The following is an 18996-nucleotide window of genomic DNA, read 5'->3' as shown; positions in this document are numbered from 1 at the left end:
TCGCCTGCAGCTGATAGCTTGAAGCTTGCAGCTGCTTTACTGCGATTTCCGCACGCGCAGATACCATTCGGAAAGCAGACGTACCTGCTTGTCCGTGTAGCCCCTCTCGACCATTCGTGTCACGAAGTCGTTGTGCTTCTGCTGATCCTCTTTGCTGGCCTTGGCATTGAAGCTGATGACGGGCAGGAGATCCTCGGTGTTGGAGAACATTTTCTTCTCGATCACCACCCGCAGCTTCTCGTAGCTGAGCCAGGTCGGATTCTTGCCATTGTTGTTGGCGCGGGCACGCAGCACGAAGTTGACGATTTCGTTGCGGAAATCTTTCGGGTTGCTGATGCCAGCCGGTTTCTCGATCTTTTCCAGCTCCTCGTTCAAGGCCACGCGGTTGAGGATCTCGCCGGTTTCCGGATCGCGGTATTCCTGATCCTGAATCCAGAAGTCCGCATACAGCACGTAGCGGTCGAAAATGTTCTGACCGTACTCGCTGTAGGATTCCAGATACGCCGTCTGGATTTCCTTGCCGATGAACTCGATATAGCGCGGTGCCAGGTATTCCTTGATAAAGCGCAGATAGCGTTCGCGCGTTTCGGCAGGGAATTGCTCCTGTTCGATCTGCTGTTCCAGTACGTAAAGCAGATGCACCGGGTTGGCCGCGATTTCGTGCGGATCGAAGTTGAAGACCTTGGACAGAATCTTGAACGCGAAGCGGGTCGACAGGCCATTCATGCCTTCGTCGACGCCCGCGCTGTCGCGGTATTCCTGAATCGACTTGGCTTTCGGGTCGGTGTCTTTCAGGTTCTCGCCGTCATACACGCGCATCTTGGAGTAGATGTTGGAGTTGTCCGGCTCCTTGAGGCGCGACAGCGTGGTGAACTGCGCGAGCATTTTCAGAGTGTCCGGCGCGCAATGCGCCTTGGACAGCGAACTGTTGAACAGCAGCTTGTCGTAAATCTTGATCTCGTCGCTGACACGCAGGCAGTACGGCACCTTCACGATGTAGATACGGTCGATGAAGGCTTCGTTGTTCTTGTTGTTGCGGAAGCTGTGCCATTCCGATTCGTTGGAGTGCGCCAGCAGGATACCGTTGAACGGTATCGCGCCCAGCCCTTCGGTACTGTTGTAGTTGCCTTCCTGGGTTGCGGTGAGCAGCGGGTGAAGGACCTTGATCGGCGCCTTGAACATCTCGACGAATTCCATCAGGCCCTGGTTGGCCCGGCACAGCGCGCCCGAGTAGCTATAGGCATCGGCGTCGTTCTGCGGGAATTCTTCCAGTTTGCGGATATCCACCTTGCCGACCAGCGCAGAGATGTCCTGGTTGTTTTCATCGCCGGGTTCGGTTTTCGCCACGGCAATCTGATTGAGAATAGAAGGGTAGAGCTTCACGACCTTGAACTGGCTGATATCACCGCCGAATTCGGCCAGGCGTTTGGTTGCCCAGGGCGACATGATGGTGCTCAGGTAGCGTCGCGGAATCCCGAAGTCTTCTTCGAGAATCGCACCGTCCTCGGTGGCGTTGAACAAGCCCAAGGGCGATTCGAAGACGGGCGAGCCCTTGATGGCGTAGAACGGTACTTTTTCGATCAGTTGCTTGAGTTTTTCCGCCAGGGACGATTTACCGCCGCCCACCGGGCCGAGCAGATACAGGATTTGCTTCTTCTCTTCCAGGCCTTGGGCGGCATGGCGGAAATACGAAACGATCTGGTCGATGCATTCTTCCATCCCGTGGAAGTCGGCAAAGGCCGGATAGCGACGTATGACCTTGTTGGAGAAAATGCGCGACAGCCTGGAGTTGGTGGAGGTATCCACCAGTTCAGGTTCGCCTATAGCCAGCAGAAGGCGTTCTGCGGCAGAGGCATAGGCGCTGCGATCCTGTTTGCAGAGCTCCAGATACTCCTGTAGCGAGAGCTCTTCTTGCCTCGTGCTTTCGAAGCGTTGTTGGAAGTGGCTGAATATACTCATGACGTCACCTCGCTCGATACGTGGAGCCGGCGGCGGATCGTCAGTCGATGCTGGCAACAACCGTAGCACTACGGCTGCTGTTTCCCCCCAGAACACCTTAAAAGTAACTACCGATGACCCACGCGCCGGTGTACCGGCTCTCCCCTGAATACGGATGGCCTAGGCTAAGGATAGTTCGGATTCGGAAAGATAAAGAAGGGATGCGCGAGAAGAGGGGGTGACCGTTCGTCAGATGGCTCGCGAGCCCGCGTAGAACGCGGGATCAGCTGTCATAAAAATATTTTCTATCAGCCTTGCACGGTTTCTTGCGGGTAAGTGGCGCGCCACAGCTCGAAACCACCGTCAACGCTGTACACATCGGAGAAACCCTGGCCGACCAGATAAGCTGCAGCGCTCTGGCTGGAGTTGCCGTGGTAACAGACGACCACCAACGGCTTGTCCAGGTCGGCCTCGCGGATGAAGTCGGCGATCGAGTGGTTGTCCAGATGCACGGAATCGGGAATGTGATTGCTCTGAAAAGCCTGTGGATCCCGAACATCGACCAGCACGGCGCCTTGCTCGCGCAGAGCCTGCGCCTGTTCAGGTGGGATACGTTTGAATTCAGTCATTGCCTGGGCTCCTGAGCCTGAGGTTACGAAAGGGGAGTAGCGCCGGGTTGCACGCGGGTAACAAGCCCGTCGGCGGCATTGCCGATAGCATCGCAATTGCACTGATGACGTTCAAGCGTATCGACATTGAGCAGCGTCATCGAGCCGCCCCAGACACATCCGCTGTCGAGGGCAAAGACGTCCGGTTCGTCGCAGCGACCTTCCAGTGCAGCCCAGTGGCCGAAAATGATTTTCACGTCTCGGGTCTTGCGGCTCTGATGGCTGAACCAGGGTGCGTAGCCAGGTATCGCGGTGCCGACCCCTTCCTTGCTCTTCAGGTCGAGCTTGCCGTCGCTGGTGCAGAAGCGCATGCGGGTGAAGTAGTTGGTGATGACCCGCATGCGCGTCACGCCTTGCAGGTCGTTGTCCCACTTGGCTGGTTCATTGCCGTACATGCCGTCGAGAAAGGCGCCGTACAACTGATCGTCCTGCAGCGCGTGCTCGACTTCGGCGGCGTGCTTCAAGGCTTTTTTCAGCGTCCACTGCGGCGCGATACCGGCATGCACCATAGCGACATTGCGTTCTGCATCGTAATGCATGAGCTTTTGCCGGCGTACCCAGCCGAGCAGGTCGTCGCGGTCAGGCGCTTCAAGGATTTCAAGCAGCGTGTCGCCTTTCTTCAGCAGCTCTTTTTTACGGGCCACTGCCAGCAGGTGCAGGTCATGATTGCCGAGCACGCACACCAGCGATTCGCGGATGCTGTACAGATAGCGAAGCGTTTCCAGCGATTGCGGGCCACGATTGACGAGGTCGCCCACCAGCCAGAGGCGATCCTGCTCCGGGTTGAAGTGGACGTGCTCGAGCAGGCATTGCAGAGGTTCAAGGCAGCCTTGCAGGTCACCCACGGCGTACACTGCCATCAGTGCAGCGAGCCCGGAACGGCCAGACGGAAAGGCTCGATAACGGCATCGAAGCGTTTGCCGTCTTCGGCAAGCATCTGGTAGGTGCCCTGCATATTGCCGACTTTGGTGGTCATGACCGTACCACTGCTGTAGGTATGGCTTTGGCCGACCTTGATCAGTGGCTGCTGGCCAACCACGCCTTCGCCCCGTACTTCCTCGACATTGCCATCACCGTCGGTAATGACCCAGTGCCGCGACAGCAGCCGGGCAGGCAACTCGCCGTTGTTGTGCACGGTGATGGTGTAGGCGAAAGCGAAGCGGTTCTGCTCGGGTTGTGACTGTTCCGAGAGGAAGCGTGTGACGACGCTGACGTCGACCTTGTAACGAGAATCGGGCATGCAATAGGCCTTGAAATCCATAGCTGCGAAAAAGGGCGTGTGCGGCAGGTAGATCAGTCTAGGACAAGTAAGCGGAAAATGAAGACCGAGCCTGCCGTTTACTTGTCCCCAGGGTTCACTCGGTCACAACTTTTTCGCTGAGAGTGTCTGCCAGACGAACGAATGCAGCCAGATCGAGCTGCTCGGGACGCAAGCTGCCGTCTACTCCGGAAGCGGTAATCTCGTCGCTGGTCAACAGCAGCTTGAGCGTGTTGCGCAGGGTCTTGCGACGCTGGTTGAACGCTTCACGCACGATGCGCTCCAGCACACGGTGATCCTTGGCAGGGTGCGGCAGTGTTTCATAAGGGACGAGGCGCACAATGGCCGAGTCCACTTTCGGCGGCGGGTTGAACGCACCCGGTCCGACGTTGAACAGGTGTTCCACGCGGCAATGGTACTGAACCATGATCGACAGGCGGCCCCAGTCGCCACCGCCGGGTCCGGCAGCCATGCGCTCGACCACTTCCTTTTGCAGCATGAAGTGCATGTCGCGGATCAGGCTGGCGTTCTGCAAGAGGTGAAAAATCAGCGGTGTCGAGATGTTGTACGGCAGGTTGCCCACCACCCGCAGGCTGCGCGGTTCGGCGCCGAGGGTGTTGAAATCGAACTTCAGCGCGTCGCCCTGATGCAGGTTGAAGTTCGGCTTGTTGGCGAACTGACCGTTCAGGATCGGGATCAGGTCCTTGTCCAGCTCGACCACGTCCAGCTGAGCGCCGCTGTCGAGCAGGCCCTCGGTCAGTGCACCCTGGCCCGGCCCGATTTCCAGCAGTCGGTCTTCAGGTTTGGCACGGATGGCGCGCAGGATCTTGTCGATAACGCCTGCATCGTGCAGGAAGTTCTGCCCGAAGCGCTTGCGCGCCCGGTGTTGGTATTGCTCGGTCATGAATGGGTCTCGGCCATCTGGTAGGCGGTTTGCAGTGCGACGTGCAGGCTGCCGGTGTCGATGTTTGCGGTGCCAGCCAGGTCCAGCGCCGTGCCGTGATCGACAGAGGTGCGGATGATTGGCAGGCCGAGCGTCACATTGACCGCTGCGCCGAAACCTTTGTACTTCAGCACGGGCAGGCCCTGATCGTGGTACATCGCCAGCACTGCGTCGCAGTGCTCCAGATATTTGGGGGTAAACAGAGTGTCTGCAGGCAGCGGGCCGCGCAAGTCCAGGCCTTCGCTGCGCAGGCGCTCCAGAGCAGGTTCGATGATGTCGATTTCCTCACGACCCAGATGCCCGCTTTCGCCGGCATGAGGATTGAGGCCGCAGACCAGAATGCGTGGGTGGGCAATGCCGAACTTGTTGACCAGATCGGCGTGCAGGATGTGTGTCACGCGCTCCAGACGATCCGCTGTGATGGCGTCGGCCACATCGCGCAACGGCAGGTGAGTGGTCACCAGTGCTACGCGCAGGTCGCCGGTCGCCAGCATCATCACTACCTGTTCGGTGTGAGTCAGTTCAGCGAGAAATTCGGTGTGTCCGGAAAACGCGATACCGCCGTCGTTGATCACGCCTTTGTGCACCGGGGCGGTGATCATGCCGCTGAACAGCCCATCCAGGCAGCCCTGGCCCGCGCGAGTCAGGGTTTCCAGGACGAATGCAGCATTGGCCTTGTTCAGCACGCCGGTTTCCACCGGAGCAGCCAGTGGCGTGTCCCAGACATACAGACTGCCGGCAGGTGCAGGCAGGTCGGGAAGCGCGTCGGGCGTGACTGAGATCAGACTGACCGCCACACCCAGTTGCGCGGCCCGCTCAAGGAGCAGGTCACGGCTGGTGATGGCAATCAGGGGGTATGGCTGAGGCTGCGTGGCGAGCAGCAGGCAAAGGTCGGGACCTATGCCGGCCGGCTCGCCGGGTGTCAGTGCGAAACGCTTGGGTTTCACTGTGCAGCCTGGGTCGCGCCAGGGAGTTTGATTTCAACGTAGGCTTCGTCGCGAATCTGACGCAGCCAGGTTTGCAGCTCTTCGTCGTACTTGCGGTTACGCAATACGTTCAGCGCCTGCTGTTCACGAGCCTGATCGGTAGCGTCCGTTGAGCGACGACCGAGTACTTCGAGAACATGCCAGCCATATTGGGTCTGGAACGGTTTGGACAATTCGCCTTGTGGCGTTTCGCTCATGACCTGACGGAATTCCGGAACCAGAGAGTTGGGATCAACCCAGTTCAGATCGCCGCCATTGAGCGCAGAACCCGGATCTTCCGAAAAGCTTTTCGCCAGCTCGGCGAAATCTTCGCCGTTCTGGATGCGGTCGTAGATCTTCTGGGCAAGACGCTTGGTCTCTGCCTCGTTACGAATTTCGCTTGGCTTGATCAGGATATGACGCACATGGACTTCATCACGCATTTGCGCCTGACCCTGGCCGCCACGCTTTTCCAGCAGCTTGAGAATGATGAAACCGCCCGGCGTACGTGCAGGAGGTGTCACGTCACCGACAGGCATCGAGCTGAGCATGTCACCGAACGGCGGTGGCAGTTGTGCAGCCTTGCGCCAGCCCATGTCGCCGCCTTCCAGTGCGTTTTCGCTGGACGAGGAGGTGGCTGCGAGCCGGGTGAAGTCAGCACCTTTCTTCAGCTGGTCGTAGATACCCTTGGCCTTGGCCGCTGCAGCCTGGATGGCGTCCGAAGAAGCGCTGTCAGGCGTAGCGATCAGAATGTTGGCCAGGTGAAACTCTTCAGACAACTGAGCCTTGCCCAGATCGGAGGCGAGGAAGTTCTTCACCTCCTGCTGGGACACCTGGATACGTTCGGCCACCCGGCGCTGACGCACGCGGCTGATGATCATTTCCCGGCGCACCTGTTCGCGCGCATCGTTATAGGACAGACCGTCATGCGCCAGCGCGGCGCGGAATTGATCAACGCTCATGTTGTTGCGCTGGGCAATAGTGCCAATGGCCTGATTCAACTCGTCGTCGGAGACGCGAATGCCAGAGCGTTCGCCCATCTGCAACTGCAGGTTTTCCAGGATCAGACGATCCAGAACCTGTGGTTGCAGGGCTTCTGCAGGCGGTACACCAGAACCACGCTTGGCAATGGTCTGCTGAACTTCACGTACACGTTGGTCCATCTGGCTTTTCATGATCACGTCGTTGTCGACGATAGCCACGACACTGTCCAGAGGTTGAACCGCAGCATGCACTGCACCGCTCAGGAGTAACGCGCCCAGCATCAGCGGGCGCAGACAATCAGAAAGCTTGGTCTTCACGTTCACGATAACCTTGAATGCCTTTGTCGAGGAAGCTGTCTACCTTGGCGCCAGTGACACCGCCGAGCCCCTTCAACACGATTTGTAGGAATATGCCGCGGTCGCCTTTCTCGTTCTGAGGTGCTGCCTGGCTGAACTCGTCGTAGTCGATCCAGTAGCGATTGACCAGACGCATTTTCCAGCAGCAGTTGTCGTACTCGAATCCGCCGAAAGCTTCGATGGTGCGTTCACGGTTGTAGTCATACTGCCAGCGGCTGATCAGGCTCCACTGCGGCACGATCGGCCAGATGACCGAGAAATCGTGCTGCTGAATCTTGTAGTAGTCCTTCACATAGTTTGGCGAACCCGGGGTGCCGTAGTCGCCACCACCCACGACCCAGCGGCCGGTGCTTTCGTCGTAACGAATCTGGTCGTTGCGATAGCGGTAGCCAAGGTTGACGACCTTGTTCGGGTTGTCTTCAGGCTGGTAGTGGAACATTGCGCTGCCCGAACGGGTGCTTCGGCTGTCCGGATCCCAGTTGAAATCGGAGTTGAAGCGCCAGTCGCGGTTGAAGCGGTATTCGTATTCCAGTGCATAAGGCGAAACGTTGGAGCGCGCATCATCACGATCCGCGAACACCACGCCCGGCAACTGCACCTTGCGGTCTTCGAAATACAGCGCCTGACCGATGCTGAAGCGTTGACGTTCGAAGCCGTTTTCCTCGATCCAGCGGTTGGTGACGCCCAGCGACAGCTTGTTCTCGTCGCCGATGCGGTCGGAACCGGTGAAGCGGTTGTCACGGAACAGCGAAGCGAAGTTGAAGGTGCTTTCGCTGGTGTCGAATACCGGGATGTCGGTCTGGTCTTTCTCTGGAACATAGAGATAGAACAGGCGCGGCTCCAGGGTCTGGCGATAATCCTTGCCGAACCAGTTGGTATTGCGGTCGAAGTACAGGCCGCTGTCGACGCTGAAGATCGGCACGCTGCGGCTTTGGCTGCTGCTGTACTCTTCGCCGGCCAGGAGCGTGTTTTTGCCCTGGCTGTCGAGATCCAGATCGTATTGCGTGTAGACATACTTCAGCTTCGGCGTCAGGAAGCCATAGGTCCAGTTCATCGGCAGGCTGACCGACGGTGCCAGGTTCAGACGATCGCCGTTGGCGCGAGCCAGGCCGGCGATGTTGTTGTCCAGGCGTGTCTCGGAGTTGCCGTCTTCATCGATGAACGCGCCGCTGCGCAGGTCACGTTCGAAGCGCACCGCTTCAGTCTGATAATCGAACTTCAGGCCGCCGGGGTTGTAGGGCAACGTACCGTTCAGTGTCAGCTGAGGCAGGCGGTTGTACGGCGTAACGTTGGCAACCGTCGCCAGCTTGTAGGCCTGAGCATTGAGCACTGCCGAGAAGCTGTCGCCACGGTAGGTCAGGGAGCCTTGCTGGTTGAGGAAGTCAGTCCTTTTAACGCCGATCTGATCGGTTTCCAGATCCTGGAAGTAGTACGGATCGCTGATGTCGGTGTAATCGACCTGGGTCAGCCAGCGCGTATCAAGCCCGCCCTTGTGCTGCCAGTTGATCATCCAGCGGGTCTTGTCGTAGTCCGACTGCAGTTTGCGGTCGTCGTTTTCGTCGTTCAGGTACGCGCCGCCAAACTGACCTTCGCTGCCTTTGGTCAGGTAGCGGAACTCGCCTTCCATCAGCAAGCCACGATCAGCCATGTAACGCGGGTACAACGTGGCGTCGTAGTTCGGCGCCAGGTTGAAGTAGTACGGGGTGACCAGCGTGAAGCCGTTGTCGCCGCCTGCTGCAATGGACGGCGGCAGGAAACCGGACTGACGACGGTCGTCGATCGGGAAGTAGATATACGGCGTGTACAGAACCGGTATGTCCTTGACCCGCAGGGTAACGTTGGTCGCTGTACCGAAGCCGGTGGCCGGGTTCAGCGTGATGTTGTTGCCCTTGAGCGTCCAGGCGTTGCTGTTCGGCTCGCACGTCGTGTAGGTACCGTCCTTGAGCCGGATGATCGCGTTCTCTGCACGCTTGGCGTACAGGGCGTTACCGCGAATGTTCGACTTGTGCAGGACGTACTCGGCGTTGTCGACACGGGCTTCGCCGGTATCGAGTTGCAGTTCGGCCTTGTCACCGACGATCAGTGCACCATTGTCGCGCAGACGGACATCGCCGTTCAGCTCGCCACGGTTCTCGGCCTGATGCAGTGCAGCCTCCTGGGCCTGCACCTGCATGCTGCCCTGGCGCATCACGACATCACCCGCCAGCGTGGCGACCTGCGCTTCCTGTTCGTAACGCGAAGCCTTGGCTCCGACGAACATCGGCGCGTCTTTCATCGGCGTCTTGTCGTCCATGCCAGGACGGATCGGCTCGACGTAGGCACCCGAGCAATACGGGCCGGTCTCGGCCAGTTGCGCTGCGGTAAGCTTTTCGCGAGGAACCCAATCGAGGTGGCTGTAGTCAGCACTACGCGACTTCAGACCTTTGCCCTTGGCTTCAGTGACCAGTTGCGTACCCGCAGACTGTTCACCCGAAGAGGTGCCTTGTGAGGTGACCGTGCCGTTGGAACTGACCGACGTCGTGTCATGCACGGGGCGCGGAGGCAGATCCACTGCAGCAGCATTGGATTTCGGCGCACAGTTCCAGGCACCCGAAGCAGAGACTGAGCAGTCATACTGTTCCGCGGCGACCACGAACTGAGTGGCCAGAGGTTGCATCGCCAGCAGACTGCCGGTTACGAGCAACGGAAATTTTTTACGAAACGCGGGGGATTTCAATGCCATCTTATTAGTCCGGGCTTCCTGCGCGCCATCTGCCCGCGGGGGGGCCGCACGCCTCTCGATGGGCTGAAAAAGATTCCGGATAATAAAGCATGACCCGCTTGACGGCTAGCGCCGTCGGAGACCCTTGTAATGTCAGATCAAGATATACGCCTGCAATCCCTGAAAGTTTGGCTCGATGAGCAGTTGCCAGCGCTGTTTTCGGCGCACGGTTGGGGCGCTGTGCCCCCGGCTACATTGACTGCGGCCAGTAGTGACGCAAGTTTTCGCCGTTATTTTCGCTGGGAGGGTGCGGGCCGAACTTTTATTGTCATGGACGCCCCTCCACCGCAGGAAAACTGCAAACCGTTCGTGGATATCGCTCATTTATTGGAAAAGTCAGGCATTAATGTTCCAAAAATTTATGCCGAAGACCTGACACAAGGCTTTTTGCTGCTCAACGATCTGGGCCGCCAGACTTATCTGGATGTCATTGACGCCGATAATGCCGATGCCTTGTTCGCTGATGCTATCCAGGCGTTGCTGGCCTACCAGCAACTGCCTATGGACGCGCCGTTGCCCAGCTATGACGTGGCGTTGCTGCGCCGTGAGCTGGAGCTGTTTCCCGAGTGGTACGTAAAGCGGCACCTGGGTATCGAGATGGACGAGGCGCAGTTGAGCGACTGGCAGCAGGTCAGCGAGCTGTTGATCAACAGCGCCCTGGCACAGCCCAAAGTACTGGTGCATCGCGACTATATGCCGCGAAACCTGATGATCAGCGAGCCCAACCCGGGCGTGCTGGATTTCCAGGATGCGGTCTATGGCCCGGTCACCTATGACGTGACATGCCTGTTCAAGGACGCATTCCTGAGCTGGCCGCAGGAGCGTGTCAGTGACTGGCTGCGCACCTACTGGGATCAGGCGCGTGCCGTCGACATTCCGGTACAGGAAGATTTTGCCGCATTCGAGCGCGCCAGTGATCTGATGGGCGTACAGCGACATTTGAAGGTGATCGGCATTTTTGCCCGCATTTGCCACCGCGATGGGAAACCGCGCTACCTGGAAGACGTTCCGCGCTTTTTCGCTTATATAGAAGCGGTTTTGTCGCGTCGCCCAGAGCTGGCGCAACTCGGGCAGTTGCTCACCAGTCTGCAACCGGTAGACGCGGCTGTCTGAAAAGACAGAGACGGCCAGCGTGAGAGGGCCGGTTTAGACATGGCCGCCTTGAAAGATGGCCATTTTGGAAAAGATCTTGATTGTGTCGAAGAGGACTGCATGAAAGCGATGATTCTCGCCGCCGGTAAAGGCGAGCGAATGCGCCCGTTGACCCTGCACACACCCAAACCGTTGGTACGTGTCGGTGATGTGCCGTTGATCGAATACCACCTGAGCGCCTTGCGCGATGCAGGGTTTCACCAACTGGTCATCAACCATGCGTGGCTGGGCCAGCAGATCGAGGATTACCTGGGTGACGGTCAGCGTTTCGACCTGAGCATCCGTTATTCGCCTGAAGGCATGCCGCTGGAAACGGGCGGTGGCATTCAGCGTGCATTGCCGCTGCTTGGCCTTGAGCCGTTCGTGGTGATCAACGGGGATATCTGGACCGATTACGACTTCGGCGCATTGCGCGTGCCGCTTGCGGGCCTTGCGCATCTGGTATTGGTCGATAACCCTGCGCACCATCCGACGGGTGATTTCTCACTGGTTGACGGTCAGGTGCGCGACGACGATTCGGCAGGTCAGCGGTTGACGTACAGCGGCATCGCCATCCTCCATCCACAGCTGTTTGCCAACTCTGAGCCCGGCGCGTTCAAGCTCGCGCCGCTGTTGCGCGAGGCGATGCATAAGGGACTGGTCACGGGCGAGCACTACCGAGGGCGCTGGGTCGATGTCGGTACCCACGAGCGCCTGGCTGAAGCCGAGCAGATGCTTGCGGAGACTCGCTGAATGCTTTGGCCCGGCACACTGATCGGCGCTGGAGTCGGTTACGCAATTGCCAGTATTCCAGGCGCAATGCTCGGTGCTCTATTGGGGCAGGCGCTGGACCGGCGCCTGAAACTGCAAAGCTGGGCGCATCTGCGTGAGCGTCTGGGTGGGCGTGCAACGATCCCCCAGGACGACCTGCTGTTCGTGTTGCTGGGCCGTCTGGCCAAAAGTGACGGACGGGTTCTGGCCAGCCATATCCACCAGGCACGTATCGAGATGCGCCGTTTGAATCTGAACGAGACGGATCAGTTGCGCGCCATCAACGCTTTCAAGCGCGGCCGCGACGGCTCCGATGGCCTGCGCAGTTATCTGCGTGGTCTGCAACGGCAGCCGGACATTGCCGAAGACATGTTGCGCGCCTGTTGGCGGATGGCCTGGGCGGACGGCAAGGCTTCTCGGGTCGAGCGCGAGCTGATCGGGGTATGGGGCATGTGGCTTGGCTGGACAGGGCCGCAGGTCGAGGCGCTGGCGGCTGACCACGACCCTATGAAGCGTTCACCGATCAGCAGCGGCGACGACTACAAAAGTGCGATGACGCTGCTGGGGATAAGGTCGGACACGGATCCTCTGAGCATCAAGCGTGCCTACCGGCGTCTGCTCAGCCGGCATCACCCTGACAAGATTGCCGGCTCGGGCACCAATCCGCAGCAAGTGCGGGTGGCGACCGAGAAGACCAGCGAGTTGCACAATGCCTATCGGGTGGTGAAAGCCCGACGCGGGTTCAACTGAACCTGCGCTTATTTTTCCTCTTTGGCGTCTATCCAGCCACGGACACGGCGAAATAGCTGCTCTTGTTCGGTATCTCCGCTGCCGGCGATGTTGATCAGACCAATCTGGGTAAAACCCGGCCCCTTGGTGCGTTTACTGGCCTGCAGGCGGGCTTTTGCAGCCTCGTCAGGCGAGTTTTTGTAGATTAAGTCGACGGCTTTTACTTTCAACTGAGGCACCATATCCAGCAGCGAAGGCTTGGCATTCAGGGGTTCACGCGCCGCCAGCATCACCAGCTTCTGCACCACAGGCGATGTCCGCTCGTTGAGGAACCTGGCCGCCCAGTACGCGCCGCTGCTGTGGCCGATCAACACGATACTGCGTGCCTTGTTCTGCTGCGCAAAGCTGATCGCGGCTTCGATCCGCGCAAAGATGCGCTCGGCCTGGGCCTTGTTAATCTCTTCGTCGGCTGCAGCCTTGGCTGTTTCAGCAGCCGCCAGAGCCTCGGCTTCTGCCGCCGGGTCCTTCGCTGTCGCGCTGGCGTCCTTGGGTGTTTCCTTCGGCGTTTCAGTGGCTTTGCTGGCGTTTGCATCTGCCGGAGTTGCATCGGGCTCGCGTGCCCCCGGCGTGTTGTCGAGCGGATCCGGCATGGTGATACTCAGGCTCGACCAGCCGACATCCGGAAACTTGCGACGCAGCGGGCCGACAGCGTCGGGCCAGTCCGGTGATTCAGCGTCGCCAGGCACAATGATGACCGCGCCTTCAGGGGTGTCGGTGTTGGCGGGTTTCCAGAGCGCGAGAAAGCTTTCGTCTCCGGCCTGAAGTTGCTGCTGGTCTTCGCGAGGCAATTGGCGTTCCAGTGCTATTGCGTCTTCCTGCGAGCGGCTGAGCAGCGGGGCTCTTTCGACCGGCGCATCCGCGGCAGCGTCTTTGGCAGGGGCCGGGTCGGCTGCGACGGCAGGCAAGGCGCAAGGCAGTATCAATGACAGAAACAATGCAGGAAACGTTGCGCGAAAGGTGTAGGACATCGGATATTCCAAGCCAGAAACTATCCCGGCAGCCTAATGGGTTGATCGGCTTTTGTCAGGCCTGAGCCTGCGCGGCACATGGCCGCGATACGCACACACGAGAGCGACATACTGATGATTCGTCTTCTGCGCACCGGTTTTATCGGCTGCCTGGCTTTGCTCTTGATGGCTCAGATGGTCGATACGCAGGCTGACGAACCTGAAACACCTGCCGTTGCGCAGTTGAGTTCGGCGCAGCGTAATTGGCTCGACCAGCATGGTCCCTTGCGCATAGGGCTGGTACTGCGGGCGCCTTACGCGCAGTTCGATCAACGTTTGCAGCAATTGTCCGGCGCCAATGTCGATTTGATGAATGCGCTGGCGGCGACGCTGCCGGTTGAGTTGCTGTGGCGAAACTTTCCTGACCAGAGCGCGCTGGAGAACGCGCTGGCCAAGGGTGAAATCGACGTTGCGCCCGGCTTGATGCAAACCCCGGCAGGCCTGCGTCTGTGGTTGTTTTCCGACCCGTATTTGCGTGTTTCGCAGTTGTTGATCGGCGAACGTGATGGCAGCACTGCCGTGGATCTGGAGAAACTCGATAGCCTTTCCCGCGTTGCGGTGCGCATGCCCGGCACCACGGCGGACTACCTGCGCAGCAATTTCCCGCACCTCAATCTGCAAGGAGTGCCGTTGGAGCGCCAGGCGCTGCAATTGTTGCTCAGTCAGCAAGCACGTTATGCCGTGGTGGACGAGGCGCAACTCAGCCGTTTGCTGCGCGAGCCGGAGTTCGCAGGGCTGGCGGTGGTGGGGGATATCGGGCTGCCCATATTGTTACGTGTGGCTTCACGTCGCGACATGCCGGAACTGGCGGCCATCGTCAGCGCAGCATTGCGGGCGATCCCTGCCAAGGAGCTGGAGCAACTGCATTCGCGCTGGATGCCGCTGACCCCCGCACATTTCATCGAGTCGACCAAGCTCTGGAAGAACCTGTGCATTCTGCTGCTGGTGATGTTGCTGGCGTGTTTCGCCATCGTGGTCTGGCAGCGACGCCAGCAGCAGGCGCTGGAGCAGGAACTGCTGGCTGCACGCGAAGAACTCGCCCTTCGTGTCGAGGGCGAGGAAGCCTTGCATCTGGCGCAATTCTCCATTGATCAAAGCACCGTCGGCATCCTGTGGGTCAACTGGGACAGCCGCGTGCGTTACGCCAACCGGGCGGCGGAGTCCATGCTGGGCTATGCGCCGGGGCAGGTGGTAGAGCGCCCGCTAATCGATTTCGAGCCCGGTCTGCATATGGATCGCTGGCTCAACCTGTGGAAGAACGCGCGCTCCAGCGAAGACAGCCCGCAAGTCTTCGAGACCCATTGCCTGTGCGCCGATGGCAGCCTGCTGCCCACCGATATCTCGTTGAGCTTCCTGCGCTTTCGTGACGCCGAATACTTGGTGGTATTCCTCACTGACGTCAGCGAACGACGCCGCGCGCATGACCAGTTACGTGACTTGTCGGCGCATCTGGAAAGCGTGCGTGAAGAGGAGAAGGCGCATATTGCCCGCGAGGTTCATGACGAACTGGGTCAGATGCTGACGGTATTGAAGCTCGAGACGTCGATGTGCGAGCTGGCCTATGCCGACCTCGACCCTGGCCTGAGCGAGCGACTGGACAGCATGAAGCGTCTGATCGCTCAGTTGTTTCAACTGGTGCGCGATGTGGCCACGGCCTTGCGGCCGCCGATTCTCGATGCTGGCATCGCATCAGCCATTGAATGGCAGGCGCGCCGTTTCGAGGCGCGCACGCAGATCCCTTGTCTGGTGCAGGTGCCGGACAATCTCCCGGCGCTCAGCGATGCCCGGGCTACAGGCATGTTCCGGATCCTCCAGGAGGCCCTGACCAATGTGATGCGCCATGCCCGGGCACACACGGTAGAGATCAGTCTGACGCTGCAGGACGGCATGATGTGCATGAGCGTCGCCGATGATGGGCAGGGGTTTGTCATCGAGTCAGGCAGGGCGGTTTCGTTCGGTCTGGTCGGGATGCGCGAGCGGGTGCTGATGCTCGGTGGCCGACTGGAGCTGGACAGCGAGGTGGGTGAGGGCACAACCTTGCGCGCCTATATCCCGCTGGACACCCTCGCACAGGAGCGAAGACAGTGATTCGTGTTTTGGTAGCCGAAGACCACACCATCGTGCGCGAAGGAATCAAGCAATTGATTGGCCTGGCCAGAGATCTGCAAGTGGTGGGCGAGGCGAGCAATGGCGAACAGTTGCTCGAAACCCTGCGTCATGTGGCCTGCGAAGTGGTGCTGCTGGATATCTCCATGCCCGGCGTCAACGGGCTTGAGGCGATACCGAGGATTCTCGCATTGACCAACCCGCCGGCCATTCTGGTGCTGTCGATGCACAATGAGGCGCAGATGGCTGCGCGTGCATTGAAGGTCGGCGCGGCAGGTTATGCCACCAAGGATAGCGATCCGGCGCTGCTGCTGACGGCCATTCGCCGGGTGGCAGCCGGCGGGCGTTATATTGATCCGGATCTGGCCGACCGCATGGTCTTCGAAGTCGGCCTCACCGACAGCCGGCCTCTGCACTCGCTGCTGTCGGAGCGCGAGTTTTCAGTATTCGAGCGCCTCGCCCAGGGCGCCAACGTCAACGACATCGCTCAGCAACTGGCCTTGAGCAGCAAGACCATCAGCACCCACAAGGCGCGGCTGATGCAAAAAATGAAACTCAACTCGCTGGCCGATCTGGTCAAGTACGCAATGGAGCACAAGCTGCTCTGAGTCTGAAAACGACACCTGACACCCCGCGCCCCTTTGCGACGCAGAGCGTCGAGACCTGCATTCCCACGCGGAGCCTGCGGAACGATAGGCGTCCTTGAGAACGCTATTGTTCTCGTGCTCTGCGTGGGCATACCGTTCGGAGCGATAGGCGTCCTTGAGAACGCTATCGTGCCCATGCTCCGCGTGGGCATGCCGTTCGGGACGCTCTGCGTCCTCTTGCGATGCCGCGCGTCGAGAAGGGGAGGAACCGACATATCCAATCGCGCCATCTCTGTAGGGCAATCCCTACCCCTGGCCTTCCAGCCAGCCTAGGCGATTCTCTCCCGGCCCCCGATTTGCCGGGGCTTCGGGCTGCTCTAGGCTTGAGCCCACGCAGACAAAACAAAGGTGTGGGTAATGAGCGACGTCGATACAAGCGCTGGAGCAAATGATGTTCTGGTCAGCTTTCGTGGTGTGCAGAAGAGCTACGACGGCGAAGCACTGATCGTCAAAGACCTCAACCTGGACATTCGCAAGGGCGAGTTCCTGACCCTGCTCGGTCCGTCCGGCTCGGGCAAGACCACCAGCCTGATGATGCTGGCCGGTTTCGAGACCCCGACGGCTGGTGAAATCCTCCTCGGTGGCCGCGCCATCAACAACGTGCCGCCGCACAAACGCGACATCGGCATGGTGTTTCAGAACTACGCCTTGTTTCCGCACATGACTGTGGCCGAGAACCTGGCGTTCCCGTTGTCGGTGCGTGGCATGAGCAAGACCGACGTCGGCGAGAAGGTCAAAAAGGCACTGGGCATGGTCCAGCTGGACACGTTTGCGCATCGCTACCCGGCGCAGTTGTCCGGTGGCCAGCAGCAACGCGTGGCGCTGGCGCGCGCGCTGGTGTTCGAACCCCAGCTGGTGCTGATGGATGAGCCGCTCGGTGCTCTCGACAAGCAGCTGCGCGAACACATGCAGATGGAGATCAAGCACCTGCACCAGCGCCTGGGCGTGACCGTGGTCTATGTGACCCACGACCAGGGCGAAGCCCTGACCATGTCCGACCGGGTCGCCGTCTTCCATCAGGGCGAGATCCAGCAGATCGCACCGCCCCGCAGCCTGTACGAAGAGCCGAAGAACACCTTCGTGGCCAACTTCATCGGCGAGAACAACCGCCTCAATGGACGTCTGGTCAGCCAGGACGGCGACCGCTGTGTGGTCGAGCTGGAGCGTGGCGAGAAAGTCCACGCACTGGCGATCAACGTCGGTCAGCCTGGCGGTCCGGTGACCCTGTCGATCCGTCCCGAGCGCATTAACCTCAATGGTCGCAGCGAGAGCTGTGCCAACCGGTTTTCCGGTCGTGTGGCCGAGTTCATCTATCTGGGCGACCACGTTCGCGTGCGCCTGGAAGTGGCAGGCAAGAACGACTTCTTCGTCAAACAGCCGATTGCTGAACTGGACCCGACGCTCAGCGTGGGCGATGTCGTGCCGATCGGCTGGCAAGTCGAGCACGTCCGCGCGCTCGACCCCTTGCAGCAAGTGCATTGATCTATCAATAAAAGCAATAACAGAGGCGACCTGATCGCCCATCCCAATCGCTTACCAACACTGCTCGTGGAGAAAAGAACCTATGTTGAAGTCTTTGAAGTTCACCGCTATCACGTTGGGCCTGATGTGCGCCGCGCAGGCCATGGCTGCCACCGACCTGACCGTCATCTCCTTTGGCGGTGCCAACAAGGCCGCTCAGGAAAAAGCGTTTTACGCGCCTTGGGAAAAGGCCGGCAACGGCAAGATCATCGCCGGTGAGTACAACGGGGAAATGGCCAAGGTCAAAACCATGGTCGACACTAAGAGCGTTTCCTGGGACTTGGTAGAAGTCGAATCGCCGGAACTGGCGCGTGGTTGCGACGAAGACATGTTCGAAGAGCTGGACCCGAAACAGCTGGGCAATGCTGCTGACTTCGTGCCTGGCGCCATCACCACCTGTGGTGCCGGCTTCTTCGTCTGGTCCACCGTGCTGGCGTACAACGCTGACAAGGTCAGCACTGCACCCAGCGGCTGGGCCGATTTCTGGGACACCAAGAAATTTCCAGGCAAGCGCGGCCTGCGCAAAGGCGCCAAGTACACCCTGGAATTCGCCCTGATGGCCGACGGCGTTGCGCCGAAAGACGTCTACAAGGTATTGGCCAGCAAAGATGGCCAGGACCGCGCGTTCAAAAAGCTGGATGAGCTCAAGCCAAACATTCAGTGGTGGGAAGCTGGCGCACAGCCGCCGCAGTACCTGGCTTCCGGTGATGTGGTGATGAGCTCGGCCTACAACGGCCGGATCGCCGCCGTGCAGAAGGAAAGCAACCTCAAGGTCGTGTGGACTGGCGGCGTGTACGACTTCGACGCCTGGGCCATCCCGAAGGGTTCGAAAAACGCCGATGCCGCGAAGAAGTTCATCGCCTACATGCTGAGCCCCGATCAGCAGAAGACCTACTCGCAGAACATTGCCTACGGCCCGGCCAACACCCAGGCGGTCAAGCTGCTGGACAAGGAAACCCTGCAGAACATGCCGACCACGCCTGAGAACATCAAGGATCAGGTGCAGATGGACGTGGCGTTCTGGACCGACAACGGCGAATCCCTTGAGCAGCGTTTCACTGCCTGGGCTGCCAAGTAAGTCATTTGCGTTGAGTCAGAACCGGGCGCTCCCTGAAACGGGGAGCGCCCCCTCGTTGAAAGATCCCGGAGTT

General features: G+C 59.5%; 16 protein-coding genes. 7 read left to right on the top strand and 9 right to left on the bottom strand.

Going from position 1 to position 18996, the window contains the following annotated elements; all coding sequences use genetic code 11:
- Nucleotides 1-36: 36 nt before the first annotated feature.
- The 8 genes from PI739_RS22015 to PI739_RS21980 all read right to left on the bottom strand — a co-directional run bounded on the left by PI739_RS22015 (nucleotide 37) and on the right by PI739_RS21980 (nucleotide 9834).
- Nucleotides 37-1959 (bottom strand): PrkA family serine protein kinase, encoded by a 1923-nt coding sequence (locus tag PI739_RS22015; protein WP_003372786.1) that lies wholly within the window; start codon nucleotides 1957-1959, stop codon nucleotides 37-39.
- Nucleotides 1960-2246: 287 nt separating this feature from the next.
- A complete protein-coding gene (glpE, locus tag PI739_RS22010; RefSeq protein WP_003372784.1) occupies nucleotides 2247-2567 on the bottom strand; it encodes a thiosulfate sulfurtransferase GlpE in 321 nt (106 codons plus the stop codon).
- A 23-nt stretch (nucleotides 2568-2590) separates the two neighbouring features.
- On the bottom strand, nucleotides 2591-3466 hold the full coding sequence (locus tag PI739_RS22005; RefSeq protein WP_054081691.1) for a symmetrical bis(5'-nucleosyl)-tetraphosphatase: 876 nt from the start codon (nucleotides 3464-3466) through the stop codon (nucleotides 2591-2593).
- Nucleotides 3466-3846 (bottom strand): Co2+/Mg2+ efflux facilitator ApaG/CorD, encoded by a 381-nt coding sequence (apaG, locus tag PI739_RS22000; RefSeq protein WP_003316251.1) that lies wholly within the window; start codon nucleotides 3844-3846, stop codon nucleotides 3466-3468. Before apaG ends, PI739_RS22005 begins: the two co-directional genes overlap by 1 nt.
- A 115-nt stretch (nucleotides 3847-3961) precedes the next feature.
- Entirely contained in the window at nucleotides 3962-4768 is an 807-nt protein-coding gene (rsmA, locus tag PI739_RS21995) for a 16S rRNA (adenine(1518)-N(6)/adenine(1519)-N(6))-dimethyltransferase RsmA (protein ID WP_003433248.1), read from the bottom strand.
- Nucleotides 4765-5754 carry a 4-hydroxythreonine-4-phosphate dehydrogenase PdxA gene (pdxA, locus tag PI739_RS21990; RefSeq protein WP_054081690.1) on the bottom strand — a complete coding sequence of 330 codons (990 nt, stop codon included), beginning with the start codon at nucleotides 5752-5754 and terminating at the stop codon, nucleotides 4765-4767. Before pdxA ends, rsmA begins: the two co-directional genes overlap by 4 nt.
- Nucleotides 5751-7073: a peptidylprolyl isomerase gene (locus tag PI739_RS21985; protein WP_003433245.1), complete on the bottom strand. Its 1323-nt coding sequence runs from the start codon at nucleotides 7071-7073 to the stop codon at nucleotides 5751-5753. Before PI739_RS21985 ends, pdxA begins: the two co-directional genes overlap by 4 nt.
- On the bottom strand, nucleotides 7054-9834 hold the full coding sequence (locus PI739_RS21980; protein WP_003433243.1) for an LPS-assembly protein LptD: 2781 nt from the start codon (nucleotides 9832-9834) through the stop codon (nucleotides 7054-7056). Before PI739_RS21980 ends, PI739_RS21985 begins: the two co-directional genes overlap by 20 nt.
- Nucleotides 9835-9963: 129 nt before the next feature.
- Between PI739_RS21980 and PI739_RS21975 the strand changes: the two genes are divergently transcribed.
- From PI739_RS21975 to PI739_RS21965, 3 genes are all read left to right on the top strand, one after another.
- A complete protein-coding gene (locus tag PI739_RS21975) occupies nucleotides 9964-10986 on the top strand; it encodes an aminoglycoside phosphotransferase family protein (RefSeq protein ID WP_054081689.1) in 1023 nt (340 codons plus the stop codon).
- A gap of 99 nt (nucleotides 10987-11085) precedes the next feature.
- The gene (murU, locus tag PI739_RS21970) at nucleotides 11086-11757 is read left to right on the top strand and encodes an N-acetylmuramate alpha-1-phosphate uridylyltransferase MurU (protein ID WP_003433236.1); all 672 of its coding nucleotides are present in this window, start codon (nucleotides 11086-11088) and stop codon (nucleotides 11755-11757) included.
- Nucleotides 11758-12525: a TerB family tellurite resistance protein gene (locus PI739_RS21965; RefSeq protein WP_271352182.1), complete on the top strand. Its 768-nt coding sequence runs from the start codon at nucleotides 11758-11760 to the stop codon at nucleotides 12523-12525.
- Nucleotides 12526-12533: 8 nt separating this feature from the next.
- On the opposite strand, the gene PI739_RS21960 is transcribed toward PI739_RS21965, so the two are convergent.
- Complete coding sequence (locus PI739_RS21960; RefSeq protein ID WP_054081688.1) at nucleotides 12534-13532, bottom strand: alpha/beta hydrolase family protein; 999 nt, start codon at nucleotides 13530-13532, stop codon at nucleotides 12534-12536.
- A 78-nt stretch (nucleotides 13533-13610) separates the two neighbouring features.
- Between PI739_RS21960 and PI739_RS21955 the strand changes: the two genes are divergently transcribed.
- From PI739_RS21955 to PI739_RS21940, 4 genes are all read left to right on the top strand, one after another.
- Nucleotides 13611-15659 carry a sensor histidine kinase gene (locus PI739_RS21955; RefSeq protein WP_054081687.1) on the top strand — a complete coding sequence of 683 codons (2049 nt, stop codon included), beginning with the start codon at nucleotides 13611-13613 and terminating at the stop codon, nucleotides 15657-15659.
- The gene (locus PI739_RS21950; RefSeq protein ID WP_003341145.1) at nucleotides 15656-16285 is read left to right on the top strand and encodes a response regulator; all 630 of its coding nucleotides are present in this window, start codon (nucleotides 15656-15658) and stop codon (nucleotides 16283-16285) included. Before PI739_RS21955 ends, PI739_RS21950 begins: the two co-directional genes overlap by 4 nt.
- A 396-nt stretch (nucleotides 16286-16681) precedes the next feature.
- The gene (locus PI739_RS21945) at nucleotides 16682-17806 is read left to right on the top strand and encodes an ABC transporter ATP-binding protein (protein ID WP_003372763.1); all 1125 of its coding nucleotides are present in this window, start codon (nucleotides 16682-16684) and stop codon (nucleotides 17804-17806) included.
- A gap of 82 nt (nucleotides 17807-17888) precedes the next feature.
- Nucleotides 17889-18923, top strand: coding sequence for a polyamine ABC transporter substrate-binding protein (locus PI739_RS21940; protein ID WP_003372761.1), 1035 nt, complete (start codon nucleotides 17889-17891; stop codon nucleotides 18921-18923).
- Nucleotides 18924-18996 lie beyond the last annotated feature (73 nt).

The sequence above is a fragment of the Pseudomonas cerasi genome, from assembly GCF_027983475.1.
Classification (GTDB): Bacteria; Pseudomonadota; Gammaproteobacteria; order Pseudomonadales; family Pseudomonadaceae; genus Aquipseudomonas; species Aquipseudomonas cerasi.
Note: the sequence above shows the minus strand (reverse complement) of the source record. Positions and strands in the feature narration are given on the sequence as shown.

Coding starts and splice junctions, on each gene's coding strand:
- PI739_RS22015 (WP_003372786.1), bottom strand. CDS start 1,959: ATGAGTATATTCAGCCACTTCCAACAACGCTTCGAAAGCACGAGGCAA.
- glpE (WP_003372784.1), bottom strand. CDS start 2,567: ATGACTGAATTCAAACGTATCCCACCTGAACAGGCGCAGGCTCTGCGC.
- PI739_RS22005 (WP_054081691.1), bottom strand. CDS start 3,466: ATGGCAGTGTACGCCGTGGGTGACCTGCAAGGCTGCCTTGAACCTCTG.
- apaG (WP_003316251.1), bottom strand. CDS start 3,846: ATGCCCGATTCTCGTTACAAGGTCGACGTCAGCGTCGTCACACGCTTC.
- rsmA (WP_003433248.1), bottom strand. CDS start 4,768: ATGACCGAGCAATACCAACACCGGGCGCGCAAGCGCTTCGGGCAGAAC.
- PI739_RS21980 (WP_003433243.1), bottom strand. CDS start 9,834: ATGGCATTGAAATCCCCCGCGTTTCGTAAAAAATTTCCGTTGCTCGTA.
- PI739_RS21975 (WP_054081689.1), top strand. CDS start 9,964: ATGTCAGATCAAGATATACGCCTGCAATCCCTGAAAGTTTGGCTCGAT.
- murU (WP_003433236.1), top strand. CDS start 11,086: ATGAAAGCGATGATTCTCGCCGCCGGTAAAGGCGAGCGAATGCGCCCG.
- PI739_RS21965 (WP_271352182.1), top strand. CDS start 11,758: ATGCTTTGGCCCGGCACACTGATCGGCGCTGGAGTCGGTTACGCAATT.
- PI739_RS21960 (WP_054081688.1), bottom strand. CDS start 13,532: ATGTCCTACACCTTTCGCGCAACGTTTCCTGCATTGTTTCTGTCATTG.
- PI739_RS21955 (WP_054081687.1), top strand. CDS start 13,611: ATGGCCGCGATACGCACACACGAGAGCGACATACTGATGATTCGTCTT.
- PI739_RS21945 (WP_003372763.1), top strand. CDS start 16,682: ATGAGCGACGTCGATACAAGCGCTGGAGCAAATGATGTTCTGGTCAGC.
- PI739_RS21940 (WP_003372761.1), top strand. CDS start 17,889: ATGTTGAAGTCTTTGAAGTTCACCGCTATCACGTTGGGCCTGATGTGC.